Annotated in this window: 26 protein-coding genes; 21 read left to right on the top strand and 5 right to left on the bottom strand. The window is 71.7% G+C overall.

The window, feature by feature from the left end; genetic code table 11:
- The first annotated feature begins 3 nt into the window (after positions 1 to 3).
- From MTDSW087_RS10575 to MTDSW087_RS10655, 17 genes are all read left to right on the top strand, one after another.
- Positions 4 to 975 (top strand): type II secretion system F family protein, encoded by a 972-nt coding sequence (locus tag MTDSW087_RS10575; RefSeq protein ID WP_144763576.1) that lies wholly within the window; start codon positions 4 to 6, stop codon positions 973 to 975.
- Between the two features lie 191 nt (positions 976 to 1,166).
- Positions 1,167 to 1,481: a 50S ribosomal protein L21 gene (gene rplU / locus MTDSW087_RS10580; protein ID WP_144763578.1), complete on the top strand. Its 315-nt coding sequence runs from the start codon at positions 1,167 to 1,169 to the stop codon at positions 1,479 to 1,481.
- Between the two features lie 86 nt (positions 1,482 to 1,567).
- Entirely contained in the window at positions 1,568 to 1,849 is a 282-nt protein-coding gene (gene rpmA, locus MTDSW087_RS10585; protein WP_144763580.1) for a 50S ribosomal protein L27, read from the top strand.
- Positions 1,850 to 2,041: 192 nt separating this feature from the next.
- The gene (locus MTDSW087_RS10590) at positions 2,042 to 2,632 is read left to right on the top strand and encodes a GNAT family N-acetyltransferase (RefSeq protein ID WP_144763582.1); all 591 of its coding nucleotides are present in this window, start codon (positions 2,042 to 2,044) and stop codon (positions 2,630 to 2,632) included.
- Positions 2,633 to 2,723: 91 nt separating this feature from the next.
- Complete coding sequence (gene obgE / locus MTDSW087_RS10595) at positions 2,724 to 3,758, top strand: GTPase ObgE (protein ID WP_144763584.1); 1,035 nt, start codon at positions 2,724 to 2,726, stop codon at positions 3,756 to 3,758.
- A gap of 81 nt (positions 3,759 to 3,839) precedes the next feature.
- The gene (locus tag MTDSW087_RS10600) at positions 3,840 to 4,151 is read left to right on the top strand and encodes a type II toxin-antitoxin system VapB family antitoxin (RefSeq protein WP_186383800.1); all 312 of its coding nucleotides are present in this window, start codon (positions 3,840 to 3,842) and stop codon (positions 4,149 to 4,151) included.
- A complete protein-coding gene (locus MTDSW087_RS10605; RefSeq protein WP_144763588.1) occupies positions 4,148 to 4,552 on the top strand; it encodes a type II toxin-antitoxin system VapC family toxin in 405 nt (134 codons plus the stop codon). Before MTDSW087_RS10600 ends, MTDSW087_RS10605 begins: the two co-directional genes overlap by 4 nt.
- The gene (gene proB, locus MTDSW087_RS10610) at positions 4,549 to 5,670 is read left to right on the top strand and encodes a glutamate 5-kinase (RefSeq protein WP_144763590.1); all 1,122 of its coding nucleotides are present in this window, start codon (positions 4,549 to 4,551) and stop codon (positions 5,668 to 5,670) included. Before MTDSW087_RS10605 ends, proB begins: the two co-directional genes overlap by 4 nt.
- An 86-nt stretch (positions 5,671 to 5,756) precedes the next feature.
- A complete protein-coding gene (locus MTDSW087_RS10615) occupies positions 5,757 to 7,058 on the top strand; it encodes a glutamate-5-semialdehyde dehydrogenase (protein ID WP_144763592.1) in 1,302 nt (433 codons plus the stop codon).
- A gap of 6 nt (positions 7,059 to 7,064) precedes the next feature.
- The gene (locus tag MTDSW087_RS10620) at positions 7,065 to 7,658 is read left to right on the top strand and encodes a nicotinate-nucleotide adenylyltransferase (RefSeq protein WP_144763594.1); all 594 of its coding nucleotides are present in this window, start codon (positions 7,065 to 7,067) and stop codon (positions 7,656 to 7,658) included.
- Positions 7,659 to 7,751: 93 nt separating this feature from the next.
- Entirely contained in the window at positions 7,752 to 8,153 is a 402-nt protein-coding gene (gene rsfS / locus MTDSW087_RS10625; RefSeq protein WP_238179632.1) for a ribosome silencing factor, read from the top strand.
- A gap of 13 nt (positions 8,154 to 8,166) precedes the next feature.
- Positions 8,167 to 8,664: a 23S rRNA (pseudouridine(1915)-N(3))-methyltransferase RlmH gene (gene rlmH / locus MTDSW087_RS10630; protein ID WP_144763596.1), complete on the top strand. Its 498-nt coding sequence runs from the start codon at positions 8,167 to 8,169 to the stop codon at positions 8,662 to 8,664.
- A 13-nt stretch (positions 8,665 to 8,677) separates the two neighbouring features.
- Positions 8,678 to 10,012 (top strand): murein hydrolase activator EnvC family protein, encoded by a 1,335-nt coding sequence (locus MTDSW087_RS10635; RefSeq protein WP_373322057.1) that lies wholly within the window; start codon positions 8,678 to 8,680, stop codon positions 10,010 to 10,012.
- Positions 10,012 to 11,334, top strand: a complete 1,323-nt coding sequence (locus MTDSW087_RS10640) for a S41 family peptidase (RefSeq protein WP_144763600.1) — start codon at positions 10,012 to 10,014, stop codon at positions 11,332 to 11,334. The genes MTDSW087_RS10635 and MTDSW087_RS10640 overlap by 1 nt, the downstream gene beginning before the upstream one ends.
- Before the next feature lie 173 nt (positions 11,335 to 11,507).
- Positions 11,508 to 12,740 carry a divergent polysaccharide deacetylase family protein gene (locus MTDSW087_RS10645; RefSeq protein ID WP_144763602.1) on the top strand — a complete coding sequence of 411 codons (1,233 nt, stop codon included), beginning with the start codon at positions 11,508 to 11,510 and terminating at the stop codon, positions 12,738 to 12,740.
- Positions 12,741 to 12,832: 92 nt separating this feature from the next.
- Complete coding sequence (locus MTDSW087_RS10650) at positions 12,833 to 13,375, top strand: RNA pyrophosphohydrolase (RefSeq protein ID WP_144763604.1); 543 nt, start codon at positions 12,833 to 12,835, stop codon at positions 13,373 to 13,375.
- A gap of 28 nt (positions 13,376 to 13,403) precedes the next feature.
- On the top strand, positions 13,404 to 14,024 hold the full coding sequence (locus MTDSW087_RS10655; protein WP_144763606.1) for a DUF2939 domain-containing protein: 621 nt from the start codon (positions 13,404 to 13,406) through the stop codon (positions 14,022 to 14,024).
- Positions 14,025 to 14,143: 119 nt separating this feature from the next.
- Here MTDSW087_RS10655 and MTDSW087_RS10660 read toward each other — a convergent pair whose 3' ends face one another.
- Positions 14,144 to 14,545: a photosystem reaction center subunit H gene (locus tag MTDSW087_RS10660; RefSeq protein ID WP_144763608.1), complete on the bottom strand. Its 402-nt coding sequence runs from the start codon at positions 14,543 to 14,545 to the stop codon at positions 14,144 to 14,146.
- A 16-nt stretch (positions 14,546 to 14,561) separates the two neighbouring features.
- A complete protein-coding gene (locus tag MTDSW087_RS10665; RefSeq protein WP_144763610.1) occupies positions 14,562 to 14,993 on the bottom strand; it encodes a response regulator in 432 nt (143 codons plus the stop codon).
- Between the two features lie 207 nt (positions 14,994 to 15,200).
- Here MTDSW087_RS10665 and MTDSW087_RS10670 point away from each other — a divergent pair, with 207 nt between their 5' ends.
- The 4 genes from MTDSW087_RS10670 to MTDSW087_RS10685 all read left to right on the top strand — a co-directional run bounded on the left by MTDSW087_RS10670 (position 15,201) and on the right by MTDSW087_RS10685 (position 18,822).
- Complete coding sequence (locus MTDSW087_RS10670) at positions 15,201 to 15,857, top strand: YoaK family protein (protein WP_144763612.1); 657 nt, start codon at positions 15,201 to 15,203, stop codon at positions 15,855 to 15,857.
- Between the two features lie 8 nt (positions 15,858 to 15,865).
- Positions 15,866 to 16,870 (top strand): WD40 repeat domain-containing protein, encoded by a 1,005-nt coding sequence (locus MTDSW087_RS10675; RefSeq protein WP_373322056.1) that lies wholly within the window; start codon positions 15,866 to 15,868, stop codon positions 16,868 to 16,870.
- A 57-nt stretch (positions 16,871 to 16,927) separates the two neighbouring features.
- The gene (locus tag MTDSW087_RS10680) at positions 16,928 to 17,452 is read left to right on the top strand and encodes a DUF2937 family protein (protein WP_144763614.1); all 525 of its coding nucleotides are present in this window, start codon (positions 16,928 to 16,930) and stop codon (positions 17,450 to 17,452) included.
- A 131-nt stretch (positions 17,453 to 17,583) separates the two neighbouring features.
- Positions 17,584 to 18,822 carry a peptide ABC transporter permease gene (locus MTDSW087_RS10685; RefSeq protein ID WP_144763616.1) on the top strand — a complete coding sequence of 413 codons (1,239 nt, stop codon included), beginning with the start codon at positions 17,584 to 17,586 and terminating at the stop codon, positions 18,820 to 18,822.
- Between the two features lie 109 nt (positions 18,823 to 18,931).
- Here MTDSW087_RS10685 and MTDSW087_RS10690 read toward each other — a convergent pair whose 3' ends face one another.
- The 3 genes from MTDSW087_RS10690 to argB are packed head-to-tail and all read right to left on the bottom strand — an operon-like array spanning position 18,932 to position 21,035.
- Positions 18,932 to 19,342, bottom strand: a complete 411-nt coding sequence (locus MTDSW087_RS10690; RefSeq protein WP_144763617.1) for a metallopeptidase family protein — start codon at positions 19,340 to 19,342, stop codon at positions 18,932 to 18,934.
- Complete coding sequence (locus MTDSW087_RS10695; protein ID WP_144763619.1) at positions 19,339 to 20,082, bottom strand: pyrimidine 5'-nucleotidase; 744 nt, start codon at positions 20,080 to 20,082, stop codon at positions 19,339 to 19,341. The genes MTDSW087_RS10690 and MTDSW087_RS10695 overlap by 4 nt, the downstream gene beginning before the upstream one ends.
- Positions 20,083 to 20,141: 59 nt before the next feature.
- Positions 20,142 to 21,035, bottom strand: coding sequence for an acetylglutamate kinase (argB, locus tag MTDSW087_RS10700; RefSeq protein WP_144763621.1), 894 nt, complete (start codon positions 21,033 to 21,035; stop codon positions 20,142 to 20,144).
- Between the last annotated feature and the right edge of the window lie 107 nt (positions 21,036 to 21,142).

Raw genomic sequence — 21,142 nt, forward strand, 5'->3', positions numbered from 1 at the left:
GCCATGATCGACCTGATCGCCGCCAAGCTCCTCGACGCGCGGTTCATGAGCACCGCGCTCACCGCGATCGCGGCGGCCGCCACCGCCTTCGCCGTCGCGCAGCCCTTCCTGGAGACCGATCGGCTCGGCAAGCGCATGAAGCTCGTCAGCGACGAGCGCGAGCAGATCCGCCGGCGCGAGCGCGAGCGCATGGGCACCGGCAAGGTCTCGATCCGGGCCGAGCAGAAGGCCTACATGAAGGACGTGGTCGAGCGCTTCGACCTGCGCCGCTGGCTCGGCACCGAGACCGCCAAGATCAAGCTGCTGCAGGCGGGCTATCGCGGGCCGCAGGCGGAGACCGCGTTCCTGTTCTTCCGCCTCGTCGCCCCGGTGGTGCTGACGCTGGGCTCGATCTTCTACTTCTTCGTGATCGAGGTGCTCGACCAGCCCTATCTGGTCCGCACCGCCCTGGTGATCGCCGCGTCCTATCTCGGCATCAAGGCGCCGGAGCTGTTCCTGATCAACAGCGCCAAGAAGCGCCAGGCCGAGGTGCGCAAGGCCTGGCCCGACGCCCTCGACCTGACGCTCATCTGCGTCGAATCCGGCATGGCCGTCGAGCACGCCTTCAAGAAGGTGAGCACCGAGATCGCGGTCTCCTCCGTGGTGCTGGCCGAGGAGCTGGCCCTGATGACCGCGGAGATGTCCTACCTGCCAGACCGGCGCCAAGCCTACGAGAACCTGAGCACGCGCATCGGCATCGAGCCCGTGAAGGCGGTCTCCACCGCCCTGATCCAGGCCGAGCGCTACGGCACGCCGATCGGCCAGGCCCTGCGCGTGCTCGCCCAGGAGAGCCGAGACCAGCGCATGACCGAGGCCGAGAAGAAGGCCGCGGCCCTGCCGCCGAAGCTCACCGTGCCGATGATCCTGTTCTTCCTGCCAGTGCTGTTCGTGGTGATCATCACCCCGGCGGTGATCCAGATCATGCGGGCGAACTGACGTCCGGACAGTCACGAACGATTGACAGGCGGCCGCGCTCCGGCCTATGCACCCGCCACCACGCGCGGCTTCCTCGCAGAAGTCCGCGCGTTTCGCGTTGCTGCCCGCGGCTCTCCGCAGGCGCGACACAACTGAACAAGAAGCCGGTCCAGGGGCTCGCCCCGGAGGCCGTTCGAGAACACGAGAGAACGATGTTCGCAGTCATCAAGACGGGCGGCAAGCAGTACCGCGTCGCCGCCAACGACACCATCACCGTCGCCACCCTCCCCGGTGAGGCCGGCGCCTCGATCGAGTTCGGCGAGATCCTGCTGTTCACCGACGGCGCGGGCGCGACCCAGGTCGGCGCACCGACCCTGTCTGGCATCACGGTCACCGGCGAGATCGTCTCGCACGGCCGCGACAAGAAGGTCATCGCCTTCAAGAAGCGCCGCCGGCAGAACTCGCGCCGCAAGCGCGGCCACCGTCAGGCCCACACCGTCGTGCGCATCACTGGCATTCAGGCCTGATCGCACTTCCGCAGGGCGCGTAGGGGTCCGTTCCGGGGCCCCGTCCGCGACCGCATCCACCCAACCCAGAATTCGGAGCAACTCCCATGGCACACAAAAAGGCTGGCGGCTCGTCCCGCAACGGTCGCGACTCGGAAGGCCGGCGCCTCGGCGTCAAGAAGTTCGGCTCGGAGGCCGTCATTCCGGGCAACATCATCGTGCGCCAGCGCGGCACCAAATGGCACCCCGGCGCCAATGTCGGCATGGGCAAGGATCATACCCTGTTCGCCCTCGTCCCCGGCAAGGTGCAGTTCGAGACGCGCCGCGGGCGCGCCTTCGTAGCGGTGATCCCGGCCCAAGAATCCCAGGTTCTTGAGGCTGCAGAGTAACGGCGGGCGCCTGACAGGCGAAGCGAGCGTCCCGCCGGTGTCCCAGACGACCCGGCAGAGACGTTCCCGCTGAGACCCGCGCAAATCGCGCGGGTCCGGGACCGGACGGAGCAGCGGGGAGGATGGGGCACCATCCTCCCCTTCGTCGTCTCAAGGCGCGGCACGCAAGGCGGCCGCCTCGGAGGTGACCCGATGTTCCCGGACCTGACTCGCGACGACGTCTTCCGGATCGAGACGCGCCGTCTCTGGCTGCGCTGGCCCCGCGCCCGGGATGCGGAGGCCATCACCCGGCTCGCGGGCGAGCGGGAGGTGGCCGAGATGACGGCGCGCATCCCGCATCCGCTGCCGCGGGCGGAGGTGGACGCCTTCCTCCTCGACGTGCGGGCCCGCAACAGCGACGGCGCCGGCCTGACCCTGGCCCTGTCGCGCCGCGCGGATCCGGCCGGGCTGATCGGCATCGTCGGCCTGTTCGAGGGCACCGAGGGCGTTCCGGAACTCGGCTACTGGCTCGGACGTCCCTATTGGGGCGCGGGCCTGATGTCGGAGGCCGCCCGCGCCGTGGTCGAGGCCTTCTTCGCCTATGCGGGCGGCGAGGTGCTGCAGGCCTCGGCCCGGGTCGAGAACGCGGCCTCGCAGCGGGTGCTCGCTTCCTGCGGCTTCCAGCATGCCGGCCGCGCGCGGAAGGCCTTCCCGGCGCGCGGCGGCGACCTCGCGGTCGACCTGTACCGCCTCGACCGGGCGCGCTGGCGGAACTGGCAGATGCCCTCCGCGCAAGCCGCCTGAAGGTTCGGGCCGGGCGACGCCCCGGCCCGGATCGTGCGAAACTGGACGAGAGGGCGGCTCGACCCGCTCGCCGCAAGAGACGGGTGTCACCGTGAAGTTCCTCGACGAAGCCAAGGTCTATGTCCGCTCCGGCGACGGCGGGGCCGGCTGCGTCTCGTTCCGCCGCGAGAAGTTCATCGAGTTCGGCGGCCCGAACGGCGGCGACGGCGGTCGCGGCGGCGATGTCTGGATCGAGTGCGTCCAGGGCCTGAACACCCTGATCGACTACCGCTACCAGCAGCATTTCAAGGCCCGGAAGGGCGAGCACGGCATGGGCTCGAACCGGCACGGGGCCAACGGCACCGACGTGGTGCTGAAGGTGCCGACCGGAACCCAGATCCTCGCCGAGGACGGCGAGACCCTGATCGCCGACCTGACCGAGGTCGGCCAGAAGATCCGCCTCGCCAAGGGCGGCAATGGCGGCTTCGGCAACGCCTACTTCACCACCTCCACGAACCGCGCGCCCAAGCACGCCAATCCGGGCCAGGAAGGCACGGAGATGTGGATCTGGCTGCGCCTCAAGCTCATCGCCGATGCCGGCCTCGTCGGCCTGCCGAATGCCGGCAAGTCGACCTTCCTGGCCACCGTGACGGCGGCCAAGCCGAAGATCGCGGACTATCCCTTCACCACCCTCCATCCCGGCCTCGGCGTGGTGAACGCCGACGGGCGTGAATTCGTGCTCGCCGACATCCCGGGCCTGATCGAGGGCGCGCACGAAGGCGTCGGGCTGGGCGACAAGTTCCTCGCCCATGTGGAGCGCTGCCGGGTGCTGCTCCACCTCGTCGAGGGCACGAGCGAGCATGCCGGCAAGGCCTACAAGCTGGTGCGCGGGGAGCTCGAAGCCTATGGCAACGGCCTCGCCGAGAAGCCCGAGATCGTCGCCCTGTCGAAGGCCGACGCCCTCGACCCGGAGACCCTCAAGGACCAGGTCGCCCGGCTGAAGCGCGCGGCCAAGCGCGCGCCTCTGGTCCTCTCCTCGGCGAGCGGCCAGGGCGTGCCGGAGGCGCTGCGGGCGCTGGCCGGCGCCATCGAGGCGGGCCGCGCGGCCGAGGAAGCGGCGGAGCCGGCCCCCGCCTGGGAGCCGTGACGACGGGAGCCGTTGCCCGCATCGCCGGAAACGCGCATCGTCGGCTTGGGAATGCGGTCCGGCCTTCAGGGAGTGGATCCGATGAGCGAGGCCCTGGTCATCGAGGGTCGTGAGGCGGCGGACCTCGCCCACGAATTGGCCGAGCGCCGCGGCGTCTCGGTGGAGCGGGCAGTCGTCGATTCCCTGCGCGAGGCGCTCAGCGCCGCCGCTGGTCGCCCGGCCGGAAGCGTGCCGGGCCCCGTCCGGGTCCCGACGCTCAAGGAGATGAGGCCGGACCAGCGTGCGCGCTACGAGCGCCTGCAGGCGCTGGCTCTGGAGGGAGAGGCTTTGAAGAAGCCCGGCGCGACCTCCGATCACAGCGATCTCTACGACGAGTTCGGCCTGCCGATATGATCGTCCTTGATGCGTCGGCGATCGTCGCAATCCTGCTCGGCGAGGAGGAGAAAGATCTTTTCGCGCACCTGATCGCCGGACAGGCCTCCGTCTTCGTCGGTGCCCCGACTCTGCTGGAAGCGCGAATCGTCCTGGTGTCCCGCCTCCAAGAGGCGGGCTCGCGGCTGCTCGACGGCTTTCTGGCTGAGTCCTGCGCCACCATCGTCCCGTTCGACGCCGCGATGTACGCTGCGGCGAGCCAGGCCTTCTCGCGCTACGGCCGCGGGCGGCACCCCGCGAAGCTGAATTTCGGGGATTGCATGTCCTACGCCGTCGCATCGGTCATGCGCCTGCCCCTTCTGTTCAAGGGCGACGACTTCGTCCACACGGACATCGTCCCCGCCTACGCGCCCCTGCCATGATCCCCGCACTCGAAGATTTCCGCCGCGTCGTCATCAAGGTCGGTTCCGCGCTCCTCGTGGATCGGGCGCGCGGCCGGCTGCGCCATGCCTGGCTCGCGGCGCTCGCCGAGGACATCGCGGACCTCCACGCCCGCGGCGTGGACGTGCTCGTCGTCTCCTCCGGCAGCATCGCGCTCGGGCGCACGGTGCTCGGCCTCGCTCCGGGCGCGCTCAAGCTGGAGGAGAGCCAGGGCGCGGCCTCGGTGGGGCAGATCGCCCTCGCCCGCCACTGGTCGGAGGCGCTCGGCCATCACGGCATCATCGCCGGCCAGATCCTGGTGACGCCTCAGGACACCGAGGAGCGCCGCCGCTACCTCAACGCCCGCGCCACGATTCAGAAGCTGCTCGAATTGCGCGCCGTGCCGGTGGTCAACGAGAACGACACCGTCGCGACGAGCGAGATCCGCTACGGCGACAACGACCGGCTCGCCGCCCGCGTCGCCACCATGATCGGCGCCGACGTGCTGGTGCTGTTCTCCGACATCGACGGGCTCTACACCGCCCCGCCGAAGAGCGACCCGGACGCCCGGCATCTCCCGGTGGTCGAGCGCATCACCCCCGAGATCGAGGCGATGGCCGGTGGCCCGGCTTCCGAACTCTCCCGCGGGGGCATGCGCACCAAGGTCGAGGCCGCCAAGATCGCGGTCGGCGGCGGCACGCATCTCGTCATCGCCGACGGGCGCGAGAAGAACCCGCTGCGCAAGGTGGTCGAGGGAGGGCGCTGCACCTGGTTCCTGTCCGGCTCGACCCCGAATGCCGCGCGCAAGACCTGGATCGCCGGCTCGCTGGAACCGCGCGGGGTGCTGCTCATCGACGACGGCGCCATCAGGGCGCTGCAGGGCGGGGCGAGCCTGCTGCCGGTGGGCGTGCGCGCCATCGAGGGCAGTTTTAGCCGCGGCGACGCGGTCGATGTGCGCAGCCTCGCGGGCAAGCCCCTCGGCCGCGGCCTCGTCGCCTACGACAGCACGGAGGCCGCGCTGATCATCGGTCATCCGAGCGCCCGCATCGGAGATCTGCTCACCCATCCCGGCCGCTCTTGGATGGTGCACCGCGACGACCTGGCGTTGTTTGTCGAATAGGTGAAAACCGGTACCCGCAACGCTTGTTTCGCCGGTTCCGGATGTGCAAGTACGGGCGGCATAACCTCGTTGACCGGATGGCGGACGTGCCTGTTCTCAACCTGCGCTCGGATCTCGCGGATGCCGACGACCTCGGCACGCAGATGGCCGGGATCGGCCGCCGCGCCCGCGCCGCCGCGCGGAAGATGGCGCTCGCCACCGCGCAGGCGAAGGATGTCGCGCTGCGCACCATCGCCGAGTGCATCCGTGCCCGCGGACCCGAGATCCTGCGCGAGAACGCCCGCGACGTCGCCGCCGCGAAGGCCGCCGGCCATAGCCAGGCGCTGATCGACCGGCTCACCCTCGACGAGAAGCGCCTCGCCGGCATCGCCGACGCGGTCGAGAAGATCGGCGCCCTGGCCGATCCGGTCGGGCGGCAGCTCGCGGCGATCGAGCGGCCGAACGGCCTGCTGATCGAGCGCATCGCCGTGCCGCTCGGCGTGATCGGCGTGATCTTCGAGAGCCGCCCCAACGTCACCGCCGATGCCGGGGCGCTCTGCCTCAAGGCCGGCAACGCCGCGATCCTGCGCGCCGGCTCGGACAGCCACCGCAGCGCCATGGCGATCGCCCAGGCGATGAGCGAGGGCCTCGCCGCCTCCGGGCTGCCCGCCGACGCGATCCAGATCGTGCCGACCCGCGACCGCGCGGCGGTCGGCGCCATGCTCTCCGGCCTCGACGGCAGCATCGACGTGATCGTGCCCCGCGGCGGGCGCGGCCTCGTGGAGCGGGTGCAGAGCGAGGCGAAGGTCCCGGTCTTCGCCCATCTCGACGGCATCTGCCACGTCTACATCCACGGGCAGGCCGATCTCGACATGGCCCGCACCGTGCTCCTCAACAGCAAGATGCGCCGCACCGGCGTCTGCGGCGCCGCCGAGACGCTGCTGGTCGACGCGGCCTGCGCTCGCACCCACCTCGCGCCCCTGGTGACGGCCCTGCTCGAGGCCGGCTGTGCCGTGCGCGGCGACGAGGGCGTGCGCGCGGCCGACCCGCGCGTGACGCCTGCGAGCGAAGCGGACTGGCGCACGGAATATCTCGACGCGGTGATCTCGGCGCGCGTGGTGGACGGCCTCGACGCGGCCATCGACCATATCGAGACCTTCGGCTCGCACCACACCGACGCGATCATCACCGAGGACGCGGAGGCGGCCGCCCGCTTCCTCGCCGAGGTCGATTCGGCGATCGTCACGCACAACGCCTCGACGCAGTTCGCCGATGGCGGCGAGTTCGGCTTCGGCGCCGAGATCGGCATCGCCACCGGGCGCATGCATGCCCGCGGGCCGGTCGGCGTCGAGCAGCTCACCACCTTCAAGTACCGGGTCCACGGCAACGGGCAGACCCGACCCGTCTGACGCGGCGTGCGGGCGACGTTGCCGCCGACCGCATCGGGCATGCGGATCGGGCTCTACGGCGGTTCCTTCAACCCGGCCCATCTCGGGCATCGGCACGTGACGCTGACGGCCCTGCGGCGCCTGGCGCTCGACCGGATCTGGTGGCTGGTCACGCCCGGCAACCCGCTGAAGGACCGCGGCCTCCTCGCGCCGATGGCGCAGCGTTGCGCGCAGGCCGCCGCGGTCGCCGACCACCCGCGCATCGCCGTCACCGGCTTCGAGGAGGCGATCGGCGCCCGCTTCACCCGGCAGACGATCCGCTACCTCACCCAGCGACGGCCGGACGTGCATTTCGTCTGGATCATGGGCGCCGATTCGCTGGCGAGCTTCCACCGCTGGCGCGGCTTCCACGAGATCGCCGCGCGGGTGCCGATCGCCGTCATCGACCGGCCCGGCCACACGCTGAGCGCCCCGAACGCCCGCGCCGCGCGGCTCCTCGCCGGGGCGCGCGTGCCGGAGGACGAGGCCGGAACGCTGGCGCTGCGGCGCCCGCCCGCCTGGACCTACCTGCACGGTCCGCGCTCGAACCTGTCCTCAACGCAGATCCGCCAGGGCTTGTGAACGGCAGATGGCGTATTGCAATCAGTCCGCGAACCCTCCACTTTCGGACCGTGCCGCTTCGGCGGAATCCAATTCTCATCAGGAACCGTGACGCTGTCCGAGACGACCCACACCGAGGCCGCCGACGCCGAGACCCACGCGCTGGCGCGAACCGAAGACCTGAGGGCGCTCGCTCTCGGTTGCCTCGACGAGATGAAGGCCGAGGAGACGATCGCGATCGACCTCGCCGGCAAGACCTCGCTCGCCGATACCATGATCATCGCCTCCGGGCGCTCGCAGCGGCATGTCGGCTCGATCGCCGACAAGATCCTGCAGGAGATGAAGGCCCGCGGCTTCGGCAATGCCCGCGTCGAGGGCATGCCGGCCTGCGACTGGGTCCTGATCGATGCGGGGGACGTGCTGGTGCACATCTTCCGCCCCGAGGTGCGCGGCTTCTACAACCTGGAAAAGATGTGGGGCGCCGACCGTCCCGCCGGCCAGCAGCTCGCCGGCTGACGGCACCGCACCCTTGCGCCTTCTCGTCGCCGCGGTCGGCCGCCTGAAGAACGGGCCCGAGCGCGACCTCGCCGCGCGCTACCGCGAGCGTACGGCCCAGTCCGGCCGGACGCTCGGCTTCACCGCCTGCGACCTCGTGGAACTCGCCGAGAGCCGGGCGCGCCGGGCGGACGACCGCTGCGCCGAGGAGGCGTCCGGCCTGCTCGGCCATCTGCCGGCCGGCGGCGTGCTGCTGGCCTACGACGAGCGCGGGCGCTCCGACCTGACGAGCGAGCAGATCGCGGGCCGGATCGGCGGCTGGCGCGATGCCGGCCGCGCGGCGCTCTGCGTCGCCATCGGCGGGCCGGACGGCCACGATGCCTCAATTCGGACGCGGGCGGAGCTGATCCTGTCCTTCGGGGCGGCGACGCTCCCGCACGGACTCGTGCGCGTGCTCGTCCTCGAACAGCTCTACCGCTCCATGACCATCCTGGCCGGCCATCCCTATCACCGCGGCGAAGCCGGCGCGTGAGCGGCACGACCCGGTGAAGCGAGGCTTCCTCAGACGGGCGGCGGGCGCCCTGGTCCTCCTGGCCGTCTCGGCCGCCGTGCCCGCGCGCGCCGAGGACGCCGCCCCCCAGGACCAGGACCGGCTGCAGAAGGCCCAGGCCGAGCGCGAGCGCCGCGCCGAGAACCTCAAGCGCATCGAGGAGGCCCTGGCCGCGAGCACCGGCGCGCGCGCCCAAGCCGAGTCCGAGATCGCGACGATCGGGCAGGATCGCGCGAAATTGAACACCGCCCTCGTCGATGCCGGCCGGCAGGCCCAGGCGACCGAGGCGCGGCTGACCCGGCTGGAGGAACGGCTGCGCACCATGGGCGAGAGCGAGGCGGCGATCCGGCGCTCGCTCGACGCCCGCCGCACGGTCATCGCCGAGATCCTTGCCGCGCTCCAGCGCATGGGCCGGCGCCCGCCGCCGGCCGTCCTGGTCAATCCGGAGGACGTGCTCGCGGTGATCCGCACCTCCATGCTGCTCGGCGCGGTGGTGCCGGAACTGCGCGGCGAGGTGGCGACGCTGGCGGGCGACCTCACGGAACTGGTGCGCCTGCGCAGCCTCATCGCCGCGGACCGGGAGGGCCTGCGCAACGACCTCGCCGGCTGGGCGCGCGAGCAGCAGCGGCTCAACGCCCTCGTCACGATCCGCCGCACCCGTCAGGCCGAGGTGGAGAGCGGGCTCGCCGCCGAGCGCGTGCGCGCGGCCGAGCTCGGCAATCAGGCGCGCAACCTCAAGGACCTCCTCGACCGCATGACGAGCGAGGTGAGCGCGGCCCGCCGCGCCGCCGAGGAGGCCCGCGCCGCCGAGGAGCGGGAGGCGAAGGCGACGCAGCAGCGCTTCGCCGCGGCCGGCTTCCGCGACCCCGCGCGGCTCGCCCCCAAGATCCCCTTCGCGCAGGTGCGCGGCGAGGTCCCGCGCCCGGTGAGCGGCCGGATCCTGCGCACCTTCAACCAGCCGGACGGCAATGGCGGTTTGACGCGCGGCATCTCGTTCTCGACGCGGCCCAAGGCGGTCGTATCCTCCCCCGCCGACGGCTGGGTGGCCTTCGCCGGCCCGTTCCGGTCCTACGGCCGTCTCTTGATCATCAATGCGGGCGATGGCTACTATCTCTTGCTGGCGGGAATGGATCAGATCAGCGTCGAGGTCGGCCAATTCGTGCTCGCGGGAGAGCCGGTGGGCAGCATGGGCGAGGGAAGTGCGGCACAGCCGGCAATAGACGGCGACCGCGGCGATCCGGTCCTGTACGTCGAGTTCAAGAAGGACGGTGGCTCCATCGATCCGGAGCCCTGGTGGGCGAGGAGCCCCAGCGAGAAGGTTCGCGGCTAATGCGCAAGACTTCCCTCATCATGCTCGGCGCGTTCCTCGGCGCCGGGACGTCGATGGTGGCGACGCAGACCGACTTCCTGTCGGGTCCGCGCGCCGTCGCGGCGTCCGCCGAGACCTACCGCCAGCTCAGCCTGTTCGGCGACGTGTTCGAGAAGGTGCGGACCGACTACGTCGAGAAGCCCGACGAGTCGAAGATGATCGAGGCGGCGGTCAACGGGATGCTGACCTCCCTCGATCCGCATTCGAGCTACATGGACGCCAAGGCGTTCCGCGACATGCAGACCACCACCCGCGGCGAGTTCGGCGGCCTCGGCATCGAGGTCACGATGGAGGACGGCCTGATCAAGGTCGTGACCCCGATCGACGACACCCCGGCGGCGAAGGCGGGCCTGCTCGCCAACGACATCATCACCCAGATCGACGACGATCAGGTCCAGGGCCTGACCCTGAACCAGGCCGTCGACAAGATGCGCGGCCCGGTGAACTCGAACGTCAAGCTGAAGATCAGCCGCAAGGAGGCCAAGGAGCCGATCGACGTCACGCTCACCCGCGACGTGATCAAGATCAAGCCCGTGCGCTCGCGCGTCGAGGGCAGCGACATCGGCTACGTGCGCCTGACCCAGTTCAACGAGCAGACCTTCGACGGCCTGCGCGCCGCGGTCGACAAGCTCTCGACCGAGATCGGCCAGGACAAGATCAAGGGCTACGTCCTCGACCTGCGCAACAACCCGGGCGGCCTTCTCGACCAGGCGGTGATGGTCTCCGACGCCTTCCTCGACCGCGGCGAGATCGTCTCCACCCGCGGCCGCAACCCGGACGAGACCCAGCGCTTCTCCGCGAAGTCCGGCGACATCACCAAGGGCAAGCCGGTGGTCGTGCTGGTCAACGGCGGCTCGGCCTCGGCCTCCGAGATCGTGGCCGGCGCCCTGCAGGATCACAAGCGCGCGACGATCCTCGGCACGCGCTCCTTCGGCAAGGGCTCGGTGCAGTCGATCATCCCGCTCGGCGGCTCGGGCGCGCTGCGCCTCACCACGGCCCGCTACTACACGCCGTCGGGCCGCTCGATCCAGGCGAAGGGCATCGAGCCGGACACCGAGATCCTGCAGGACGTGCCGGACGAGCTGAAGGGCAAGGACGAGACCAAGGGCGAGGCCGGCCTGAAGGGCCACCTCAAGCAGAAGGATACCGAGGAGCGCGGCGGCTCGTCCGCCTACGTCCCGCCGGATCCGGCCAAGGACAAGCAGCTCTCCGCGGCGGTCGACTTCCTGCACGGCATCCAGAAGGGCGCTGCCAACACCCAGAAGCCCAGCATGCCGAACTGAGCCCGCGCTCGGACCGTCATCGGAGCCCCGCCGGCCGCAAGGCCCGGCGGGGCTTCCCGTTTCAGCGCCCCGCGCCGTCCCGTTGAGGGAAAATTAACCATGACGGCCGGCAATGGTCCCAGGGGCGCCTCGCCGGTTCGGCGATTCCGGCGCGGCTCCGGGCCGAGGCCGTGGTGGGTGAGAGTTCCGACGATATCCTGACGCAGCCCCTCGGGGTGGCCGCACCGCTGAGCCGGAAGGCGGCGGCGCTCGCCCGCCTGCGGATGCTCGGGCGCTCGCCGAAGGCCATGGCCGGCGGCACGGGCGCGCTCGTCCTGCTCCTGGTCGGCAGCCTGCTGCTGTTCGGCGATCCGCAGGGCGGCGAGCCCCGCGTCACCGTCGCCATCACCCTGCGCGAGCCGGTTGCCGTGCCCACGCCCGCGCCGCAGGCGGTGGCCGCCGCGGCGCCCGAGCCCGAGGCACCGCCCGCCCGCACCCAGCGCAGCGCCGAGGAGATCGAGACGGCTTCGGGCGTCACCGTGGTGCGCCCGAGCGGCACCGCGGCGCCGAGCGAGGCGGTGGTGATCCGGGTCCCCTCCGCGAACGTGCAGCTCAACCCCGCGCCCGATCCGCGCCTGACCGACCGGGGCCGCCACGGCACGATGCCGAAGCTCGGCGAAGGCCGCCTGCGGGCGCTCGACGTCTATGCCCGCCCCGAGGAGCCGGGCAGCGGCCCGCGCATCGCCATCCTGATGACCGGCCTCGGCATCGGCCAAGCCGCGACCGCCGCCGCCATCGTGAAGCTGCCGCCGGCGGTGAGCCTCGCCTTCGCCCCCTATGGCGGCGAGGTCGAGCGCGCCGCCGCCCGGGCGCGCGCCGCCGGCCACGAGGTGCTGCTCCAGGCGCCGATGGAGCCCTTCGACTATCCCGACAGCGATCCCGGGCCGCAGACCCTGCTGACCGCGCTCAAGGGTCCGGAGAATGCCGACCGCCTCGCCTGGGCCATGAGCCGCTTCCCCGGCTATGTCGGCGTGGTGAACTTCATGGGCGCCAAGCTGATGAGCGATGCGGGCGCCTTCGAGCCGGTGCTGCGCGAGATCGGCGCCCGCGGGCTCGGCTTCGTCGACGACGGCACGGCCGCCCGCCCCCTGCCCGCCGGCCTCGCGGCCAAGGTGAAGACGCCGCTCGCCCGCGCCGAGATCGTGATCGACGCGGTGCCCCGCGCCGACGCGATCGACCGCGAGCTTGCCCGGCTCGAGGCGCAGGCCCGCACCAAGGGCTTCGCCCTCGCCTCGGCGAGCGCCCTGCCCCAGACCATCGACCGCATCGCCCGCTGGGCCCGCGATCTCGACGCCCGCGGCCTGCGCCTCGTGCCGGTGAGCGTCGCCCTGCGCGGCGGGGAGACGCGGCTGTCGAAAGCCGAGTAGACAGGCGCCACAGACGCGACCCGCGATTCGCCCGCAGCGGCGAGCGCCCGGGCCGTTGCCGCTGGCCCCCGCCCTCCCTATGGTCCCGCGCGATGACGACCGAGCCCACCGCCCTCCGCGAGCCGCCTCTGCCCTACCGGCCCTGCGTCGGCGTCGCCCTGATCAACCGGGAAGGCCTCGTCTTCGTCGGGCGCCGCAGGGACATGCCCGCCGATGCGGGCGACGCGGCCGCCTGGCAGATGCCGCAGGGCGGCATCGACGAAGGCGAGACGCCCGAGGCGGCGGCCGTGCGCGAGCTCTACGAGGAGACCGGCGTCTCGCCATCCTGCCTGCGCCCCCTCGGCCAGACCCCGGAATGGCTCACCTACGACCTGCCGCCGGAACTGCTGAAGCGCTCCTGGCAGGGCCGCTACCGCGGCCAGGCGCAGAAATGGTTCGCCTTCGGCTTCCTCGGAACGGATGAGGAGATCGACGTCGAGAGCCCCGGCGGCGGCGCGCACAAGCCGGAATTCGACGCGTGGCGCTGGGTGCCGTTCTCGGAGCTGACCGGGTTGATCGTGCCGTTCAAGCGGCCCGTCTACGAGGCCGTCGTCACCAGCTTCGCCCCGCACGCCGCCTGGGCGCGCGCGGCGTGACCCGCGCCGCGCGAGCCTGAGCCGCCCCGTGCGCTGGCTCGCCGTTCCCCTCGCCATCGCCTTCGGCTGGCTGCTCTTCACCCTGAGCCCGCTCTGGGCCCTCTACGACCTCGCCCGGGCGGTGCGGGCGCGCGACGTCGCCTATGTCGAGCGGCATGTGAACTTCCGGACGCTGCGCCTGTCGCTCGTCCGCCAGACCAGCGCCGCCGTGAAGGCCGCGGCCGACAGCAATCCCGGCCTGGAGCCCCGCGAGCGTCAGCAGCTCAGCGACGCGGCCGTCGGGCTGGCGCTTGCCCTCGCCGAGACCATGGTGACGCCGGAGACCGTCATCGACCTCCTCGACGACGGCTGGCCGCAGCGCCTCGACCTGCCGCGGCCGGAGACCCAGCCGGCCGCCGGGCTCAATCTCGACCGGATCGGCAAGCTCGTTCCCTATTACCTGACCTCCGAGATGCGCGGCTTCCGCACGGTGGTCGTCCCGGTGCCGCCCGAGGCGCCGCGGGCGCTGCAGACGCGCATCCGCATGCGCCTGCGCGGCTGGTCCTGGCGGCTCATCGACATCGAGGTGAACGAGGCCCTGCGCCAGCGCATGGCGGCGGGCCTCGCCAAGACCATCGCCAAGGCCCAGCAGGGGCCCGGGCGCAACTGAAATCCGGGCGGCGAGAGGGATCATCTCTCTCGCGGGTCCGGGCGGAGCCCGGGGATCGCCTGTCGGGGCTTCGCCCCGACACCCCACCAAAGCGACTTAACCCTTTATCCCCGACACGTTCAGCGCGGCTTGGCCTCGGCCGGCTCGGTCTTGTCGCCCTTCGGGATGCGCGGCTTGCGCGATTCCGCGATGCTCTCGGCCTTGTCCTCGTCGGTGTCGCCGCTCTGCTCGATCGCCTTGTCGGGATCGGCCGCGAGCGTCTTCACGATCGCGAGAAGGCGCTCGCATTCGGGGCCGTACTTGTAGCTCTCCAGCACGATCGCGGCATCGCGCAGCGTGCGCAGGTCGCGCAGGGTCTGGCCGTTGGCGCCCTCGCGAAGCTCGGCCTTGCCCGCGATCAGGTCCTCGATCTTCGCCCCCGCGACGTCGCAGGCCTGCGCGGATCCGCCGGCCAGGCAGGCGGCCAGTGCGGCCGGCAGGGCGAGCGGCAGGACGAGGAAGCTGCGGGCGGAGCGGATCATCGGTTCGTCTCGGGGATCAGGCGTGGTGCGGCGAGCCGTGGCCCAGGATGTCGTTGGTGAGGGCGACGAGCTGGCTCGGGCGATAGGGCTTCGGAACGAAGACCGATTGCGCAACGGCGTCGCCGTGGGAAAGCTCCGCGCGGCCGCCCGAGGTGTAGACGACGGGCAGGTCCGGGCACTGGCACCGGGCGTGCCTCGCCAGCGCGATGCCGTTCGTGTTGCGGGCGAGATCGATATCGGTGAAGAGCAGGTCGACGCTCTCCCGGGCCAGGATCTCCTTCGCCTCCCAGGCATCGGCCGCGGTGAGGACGCGGTAGCCTTCGTCGAGAAGGGCCTCGGCGGCGAGCTCGCAGACCACGGGCTCGTCCTCGACGACCAGGACCGTGTTGGCGCCGCGCTCGAGATGGGCGGCCGTCAATCCGTGCACGGGATAGGCAAAGGGGATCATGACGCAACTCCAACTCACCCGGCACGGAGATCCCGTCCCCTCGCCGGATCGCAGGACCAACGGGGCCCTGCGCGCCGGTGTTCGCCGTGTTTGCATCGAATTGCTGAGGTTTGGTGAGCGGAGCCTTAACCCTGCCCGCGCTCTGCTGAACGGAGCGCCCGAAATGGTTAACGAAGGATTAGCGACTCCGTCCGGGAGCCGCATTTCGTGAACCGGGGCTGGCAGTTGGGAACCGGGCTGACCCTGACCGCGCTCGCCGGCTACGTGGATGCGCTGGGCTTCGTGCGGCTCGGCGGCCTCTACACCTCGTTCATGAGCGGCAACACCACCCAGCTCTCCGTCTCCCTCGCCCACGGCGACATCCGGCACGCCCTGATGCCGATGCTGCTGCTCTTGGGCTTCCTCGTCGGGGCGACGCTGGGCAGCGGCCTCTCCATGGTGACGCCGCCGCGCTGGGCGACCTCCGTGGTGCTCGCCTACGAGACGCTGCTGATCATGGCGGCGCTGGCGCTCGGCCTGCCGACGCCGGAGCTCGGCCTCGCCTCGTTCTTCATGGCGATGGCCATGGGCGCGCAGAACGCGGTCCTCGCCCAGGTGAAGGGCTTCCGGGCCGGCACCACCTTCGTCACCGGCGCGCTGTTCAGCCTCGCCCAGAAGATCGCCGAGGCCTTCACCGGCAAGGGGCCGCCGCTCGGCTGGCTCGGCGACGCGGCGGTGTGGGGGGCACTCCTCCTCGGCGCGTTCCTGGGCACGCTGGCCTATGGGCGCTACGAGCTTTACGCCCTCCTCCTTCCGGCGCTGGCCGGCGGCAGCCTCGCGGTCGCCGCGGCCCTGCTCGCCGCCCGCGCCCGCATCGCCGCCTGAGGATTCCCATGACCGCACCGACCTCCCTGCTGAGCCACGTGGCGCCGATCGAGGCGGGCGCGCACGTCACCGCCGCGCACTGGCTCGGCGGAAGGCTGGCGCTGGCGCTGGGCGACGGCACCGTGGTGCTCGCGGGCGACGGCGAGACCGTGCGGGCGGCGGCCCATCCGGAGGGCTCGATCCTGTGCGCCGCGAGCACGGGCAGCCGGCTCCTCACCGGCGGCGACGATGGGCGCGTGGTCGAGATCCGCGCCGACGGCACCCTCGCCGAGGCGGGAACCGCGAAGGGCGGCGCCTGGATCGACGCGCTCGCCCTGCATCCGGACGGCGGCTTCGCCTTCTCGGCCGGCAAGCGCGTCGCCAGCCGCGACGCCAAGGGCCGCGAGCGCACCCTCGACGCGCCCTCCACCGCCCGCGGCCTCGCCTTCGCGCCGAAGGGGTTCCGCCTCGCGGTCGCCCACTACAACGGCGTCAGCCTCTGGTACCCGAACCTGGAGACGCCGCCCGAGCTGGTCTCGTGGAAGGGCTCGCATCTCGACGTGACCTGGTCGCCGGACGGCCGCTTCGTGGTCTCGACCATGCAGGAGAACGCGCTGCACGGCTGGCGCCTGCAGCCGGACCGCGGCCACATGCGGATGTCGGGCTACCCCGCCAAGGTGCGCTCGGTGTCGTGGTCGTCCGACGGCAAGTGGCTCGCCACCAGCGGCGCCGAGGCCGCGATCATCTGGCCCTTCGATTCGAAGGAGGGCCCCACCGGCAAGGCCCCGCGGGAATGCGGCGTGCGCCCGGCCCGGGTCTCGCAGGTGAGCTTCCACCCGAAGGCGCCGGTCCTGGCGCTCGGCTACGAGGACGGCTGCATCCTGCTCGTGCGATTCTCGGACGCGGCCGAGCTTCTCGTGCGCCCGGCGGTGAAGGGCAGCGCGGTGACGGCGCTCGCCTGGGACGCGGCCGGCGCCCGCCTCGCCTTCGGCTGCGCGGACGGGGCGGCCGGCCTCCTCAGCCTGCCGGGCTGAGGAACCGGAGCGCGGCTCCCCCCCTTTACGCTCACGCTCCCGCCACGGAGGACACCCGTGTTCCGCGTGATCCGAACACTCGGCCTCGCCCTCGGGCTGATCGGCGGCGGCCTCGCCGCCCAGGGGCCCGAATTCACCCAGCAATACGTGCAGCGCCTCGGCGGGACCGTGGACGAGCTGCGGCGGCAGGTCGACGGCCTGGAGGCCGACGCCCGGGCCAGCGGCACCACCCGCGACGGCGCGGTCGACCGGCTGCGCGGCAGCCCGGACCAGCTCGTCGCCCGCCGCGGCGAGGCGGCGCGCGGCGACATCGAGCGGCTCGCCGCGCTCAACGCCCAGCAGCAGGCCATCGCCTCGGCGACGAGCCCGCTCGGCCGCATGGTCGCGGTGATGCGCCAGCCCGATTCCGGCCTCGCCCAGGCGACCTGGCGCGACTACCAGCCGGCCGTGCCGACCACCGCGGACGGCGTGATCGCCGGCCTCCTCGGCTTCATCGCCACCTGGGCCGCGTGGCGGCTCGTCTCGGATCTCGGGCGGCGCGCCGCACGGCGGCGGCCGCGCGAGCCGGTCACGGCGACGTGATTCCCGACGCAACCTGCGCGCGCGGTGTGACCGGACATCTACAGCTTCGAGCCCGCTCCTTGCACTAGGGAGAGAGTTGGACCCGCGCGCGGCGGCCGTGATCGCGCCGGGCCGATCCGCAGAGTCGCCCCATGCCGCGCGCGCCCCAACCGATTGTCGATCCGGCGCTCGATGCGGCAGCTCTGCTCCGGCGCGTGGGCTTCTTCGGGCTGTTCGTGGTGGTGCCGGTGACCGCGCAGGTGGCGCGGCGCGCCTCGGTGATCATCGCCCCCATCGCCGTCGTGCTCCTCGTCATCGCGAGCGCCATCGACGGGCGCCAGCGCGCCGTGCGCCCGTCCGGGTCGCGGCTGCTGCGCTCGGCCGCCTTCCTGGCGGGCATGCTGGTGATCCTGTGGTCCGCCCTCTCGCTCGCCTGGACGCCCTTCCTCTCGGCGGCGGCGGAGCGGCTCGCCAACCTCGCCGCGGTGATCGGCCTGACGCTGCTCGGCTATTTCTCGCTGCCCGACCGGATGCGCTCGGCCAACCTCTACCTGCTGCCGCTGGGGGTCACCGCCTCGGCGCTCGTCGCCATCGTGCTGGGCCTGTTCGGCGACAGCCTGATCCAGGGCGGCGCCGACGACGACAGCGCGCTGGGCCGCGGCCTGACGCTGCTGACGCTGCTCGTCTGGCCGGCGGTGGCGTGGCTGCGCTCGCGGCGGCGCGACCGCGAGGCCCTGGCCGTGGCCCTGCTGGTGGCCGGGGCGCTCGTCGCCTCGCCGAACGTCACGCAGATCGTGGCGCTGGCGGTCGGCGCCGTCGCCTTCGCGGTGACGAGCTTCCGGCCCCGCCTCGGCACATTGCTCACGGCGGGCGTGACCGCGGGGCTGCTCGCCACGGCGCCGCTCCTGCCCTTCGTGGCGCGGCCGGTCGGCTCCGCCCTGTTCGGGCCGCTCGCGCCCGGCGTGCTCTCGCTGAAGAGCTGGCAGAAGGTGGTGACCACGGAGCCCGTGCGGCTGATCACCGGCCACGGGTTCGAGACGGCGCTCCGCGGCCGCTTCGTCGGCCTCGTGCCGATGAACGCGCCGACCACGGCCCTGTTCGAGTTCTGGTACGAGCTCGGCATCGTCGGGGCGCTCGCCGCCGCCTTCGCGCTCTACGCCTCGGTGCGCCGGGCGGGCCGCGACGTGCCGGTCCTCGTCCCCGGGGCGATGGCGGCCTTCGCCTCCGCCTTCACGGTGGCCTGCATCGGCGTCGGGCTCACCGTGATCTGGTGGCTGACGGCGCTCGCCATGACGGTCCTCGTCTTCGTGGCGATCGAGCGCGGGCAGTTCCGCACCAGCCGCCCGAAGGTCAGCCGCCTGCGCCGGATCCACGAGAGCGGGGAAGGCTGATCACGTCCGGGATCCCAAAGGGATCACCCCTTTGGTGGGTCCAGGGCGAAGCCCTGGGATGACGCCGGGGCACCCCGCGAGAGGGATGATCCCGCTCGACACCCGGGTTTCAGCCGATCTCGGCTTCGTCCTCGATCCGGGCCATGTCGTCGTCCGACAGGCCGAAATGATGGCCGATCTCGTGGACCAGCACATGCGCCACGAGGTGGCCGAGCGTCTCGTCGTGCTCGGCCCAGTAGTCGAGCAGCGGGCGCCGGTAGAGCCAGACGGCGTTCGGCATCTGGCCCGTCACCACCTCGCCCGACTGCGCGAGGCCGACGCCGCGGAACAGGCCGAGCAGGTCGAACTCGCTCTCGCACGCCATCTCGGTGAGCGTCTCATCGTCGGGGAAGTCGTCAACGATGATGCGCACGCCCGCGCAGAGGCGCCGGAAGCCCTCCGGCAGGGCGGCGAAGGCCGCGTCGGCGAGTTCCTCGATCTCGGCGAGGCTCGGCGCCTTCGCGCCCGCGAGCGCGCTCACCGCCGCTGCGCCGGCGCCGCCGCCGGCATCACGCAGCCGCCGAGGAATCCGGCGAGGTCGTCGGTGATGTAGTCGATATGCGGCTCCTGCACCGCCTCCTGCTCGAAGGCCTCCCGATAGGGATCGGCGACCTTGGGCACGACCAGCACGGTCGCCATGCCGAGATCGTGCGGGACCACGAGGTTGCGGGCGATGTCCTCGAACAGGGCGGAGCGGGCCGGGTCGATGCCGTGGCGACTCAGGAAGCGCTCATAGGTGGTGCGCTCGGGCTTCGGCACGAAATCGGCCGCGGCAATGTCGAACACGTCCTCGAAATGGCTGAGGATGCCGAGCTTCTCCGCCACCCGCTCGGCATGGCGGCGCGAGCCGTTGGTGAGGATCAGCTTGCGTCCGGGCAGGCGCTCGATGGCGTCGCCGAGGCCCACGTCGAGCTTGATCGTCGAGTGGTCGATGTCGTGGGCGAAGTCGAGGAAGTCGTGCGGGTCGACGCCCTCCTCGACCATCAGCGCCTTCAGGGTCGTGCCGTAGCGATGGTAGAAATGCTTCTGCAGGGCCCGGGCCGAGAGGCCGTCGAGGCCGTAGAGGCGCATGACGTAGAGCGTGATCCGCTCGTCGACCTGCGGCCAGACCATCGCGTCGCTGGGATAGAGGGTGTTGTCGAGGTCGAACACCCAGGTGTCCACCTGGTCGAAGCCGCGGGCGTCGCCGGTGGTGAAGTGGCACGTATCGGGTCGGTACACGTCTCACTCGGTGTGATGCGGCCGGGAGCGGGTGCCCCCGGCCGCGGAGGGGATCGGGCTCAGCCCCTGCGGATCAGGGTGCCGGCGCCGTAATCGGTGAAGAGCTCGAGCAGCACGGCGTGGTTCACCTTGCCGTTGAGGATGACCACCGCCTCGACGCCCTGGTCGATGGCGTAGATGCAGGTCTCGATCTTCGGGATCATGCCGCCGGTGATGGTGCCGTCGGCGATGAGGCGCCGGCAATCCTCCACCGTCAGCTCGGGGATCAGCTTCTTGTCCTTGTCGAGCACGCCCGGCACGTCGGTGAGCAGCAGCAGGCGCTTGGCCCGCAGCGCGCCGGCGATGGCGCCCGCGAAGGTGTCGGCGTTGACGTTGTAGGTCTGGCCGTCGGCGCCGTAGGCGACGGGGGCGAGAACCGGGATCAGCTCGGCCTTCAGCACCGCGTCGAGGACGCCGCGCTCGACATGCTCGGGCTCGCCCACGAGGCCGAGATCGACCACCTGCTCGGTCTCGCTGCCGGGATCCCGCACGGTCTTCATGGCGCGCTTGGCGCGGACCATGTTGCCGTCCTTGCCGCACAGGCCGATCGCCCGGCCGCCCTCGGCCGAGATCCAGCCGACGATCTGCTTGTTGATCGAGCCGGCGAGGACCATCTCGACGACCTCCACGGTCGCTTCGTCGGTGACGCGCAGGCCGCCGCGGAACTCGGACTGGATGCCGAGCCGGTCGAGCATCTTCCCGATCTGCGGGCCGCCGCCATGGACCACGATCGGCTTCAGGCCGGACTGCTCCAGGAGCACGATGTCCTCGGCGAAGTCCTCCGCCGCCGCGCGGTCGCCCATGGCGTGGCCGCCATACTTGATGACCACGATCTCCTGGTCGTAGCGCTGCATGTGGGGCAGCGCCTGGGCCAGCACCTCGGCGCGCACGTGGACATTCGGCAGTTCGGTCATCGCGGTCCTCTGCGGGCGCGGACGGCGTCGGACGCCGTCGGCGCGGGCGCCTTTCTATCGGAAGCGGGCCGGGCTGCGAAGCACGCGCGGGTGACAGACGCATGACA

This window comes from Methylobacterium dankookense (genome assembly GCF_902141855.1).
GTDB classification, from domain to species: domain Bacteria; phylum Pseudomonadota; class Alphaproteobacteria; order Rhizobiales; family Beijerinckiaceae; genus Methylobacterium; species Methylobacterium dankookense.

Excerpts from the sequence above, each read along its gene's own strand:
- MTDSW087_RS10685 (WP_144763616.1), top strand. The coding sequence starts at position 17,584 with ATGCCGCGCGCGCCCCAACCGATTGTCGATCCGGCGCTCGATGCGGCA.
- MTDSW087_RS10665 (WP_144763610.1), bottom strand. The coding sequence starts at position 14,993 with ATGATCCCCTTTGCCTATCCCGTGCACGGATTGACGGCCGCCCATCTC.
- MTDSW087_RS10675 (WP_373322056.1), top strand. The coding sequence starts at position 15,866 with ATGACCGCACCGACCTCCCTGCTGAGCCACGTGGCGCCGATCGAGGCG.
- MTDSW087_RS10650 (WP_144763604.1), top strand. The coding sequence starts at position 12,833 with ATGACGACCGAGCCCACCGCCCTCCGCGAGCCGCCTCTGCCCTACCGG.
- MTDSW087_RS10660 (WP_144763608.1), bottom strand. The coding sequence starts at position 14,545 with ATGATCCGCTCCGCCCGCAGCTTCCTCGTCCTGCCGCTCGCCCTGCCG.
- MTDSW087_RS10600 (WP_186383800.1), top strand. The coding sequence starts at position 3,840 with ATGAGCGAGGCCCTGGTCATCGAGGGTCGTGAGGCGGCGGACCTCGCC.
- rplU (WP_144763578.1), top strand. The coding sequence starts at position 1,167 with ATGTTCGCAGTCATCAAGACGGGCGGCAAGCAGTACCGCGTCGCCGCC.
- MTDSW087_RS10590 (WP_144763582.1), top strand. The coding sequence starts at position 2,042 with ATGTTCCCGGACCTGACTCGCGACGACGTCTTCCGGATCGAGACGCGC.
- argB (WP_144763621.1), bottom strand. The coding sequence starts at position 21,035 with ATGACCGAACTGCCGAATGTCCACGTGCGCGCCGAGGTGCTGGCCCAG.
- rpmA (WP_144763580.1), top strand. The coding sequence starts at position 1,568 with ATGGCACACAAAAAGGCTGGCGGCTCGTCCCGCAACGGTCGCGACTCG.
- proB (WP_144763590.1), top strand. The coding sequence starts at position 4,549 with ATGATCCCCGCACTCGAAGATTTCCGCCGCGTCGTCATCAAGGTCGGT.
- MTDSW087_RS10640 (WP_144763600.1), top strand. The coding sequence starts at position 10,012 with ATGCGCAAGACTTCCCTCATCATGCTCGGCGCGTTCCTCGGCGCCGGG.
- MTDSW087_RS10575 (WP_144763576.1), top strand. The coding sequence starts at position 4 with ATGATCGACCTGATCGCCGCCAAGCTCCTCGACGCGCGGTTCATGAGC.
- MTDSW087_RS10605 (WP_144763588.1), top strand. The coding sequence starts at position 4,148 with ATGATCGTCCTTGATGCGTCGGCGATCGTCGCAATCCTGCTCGGCGAG.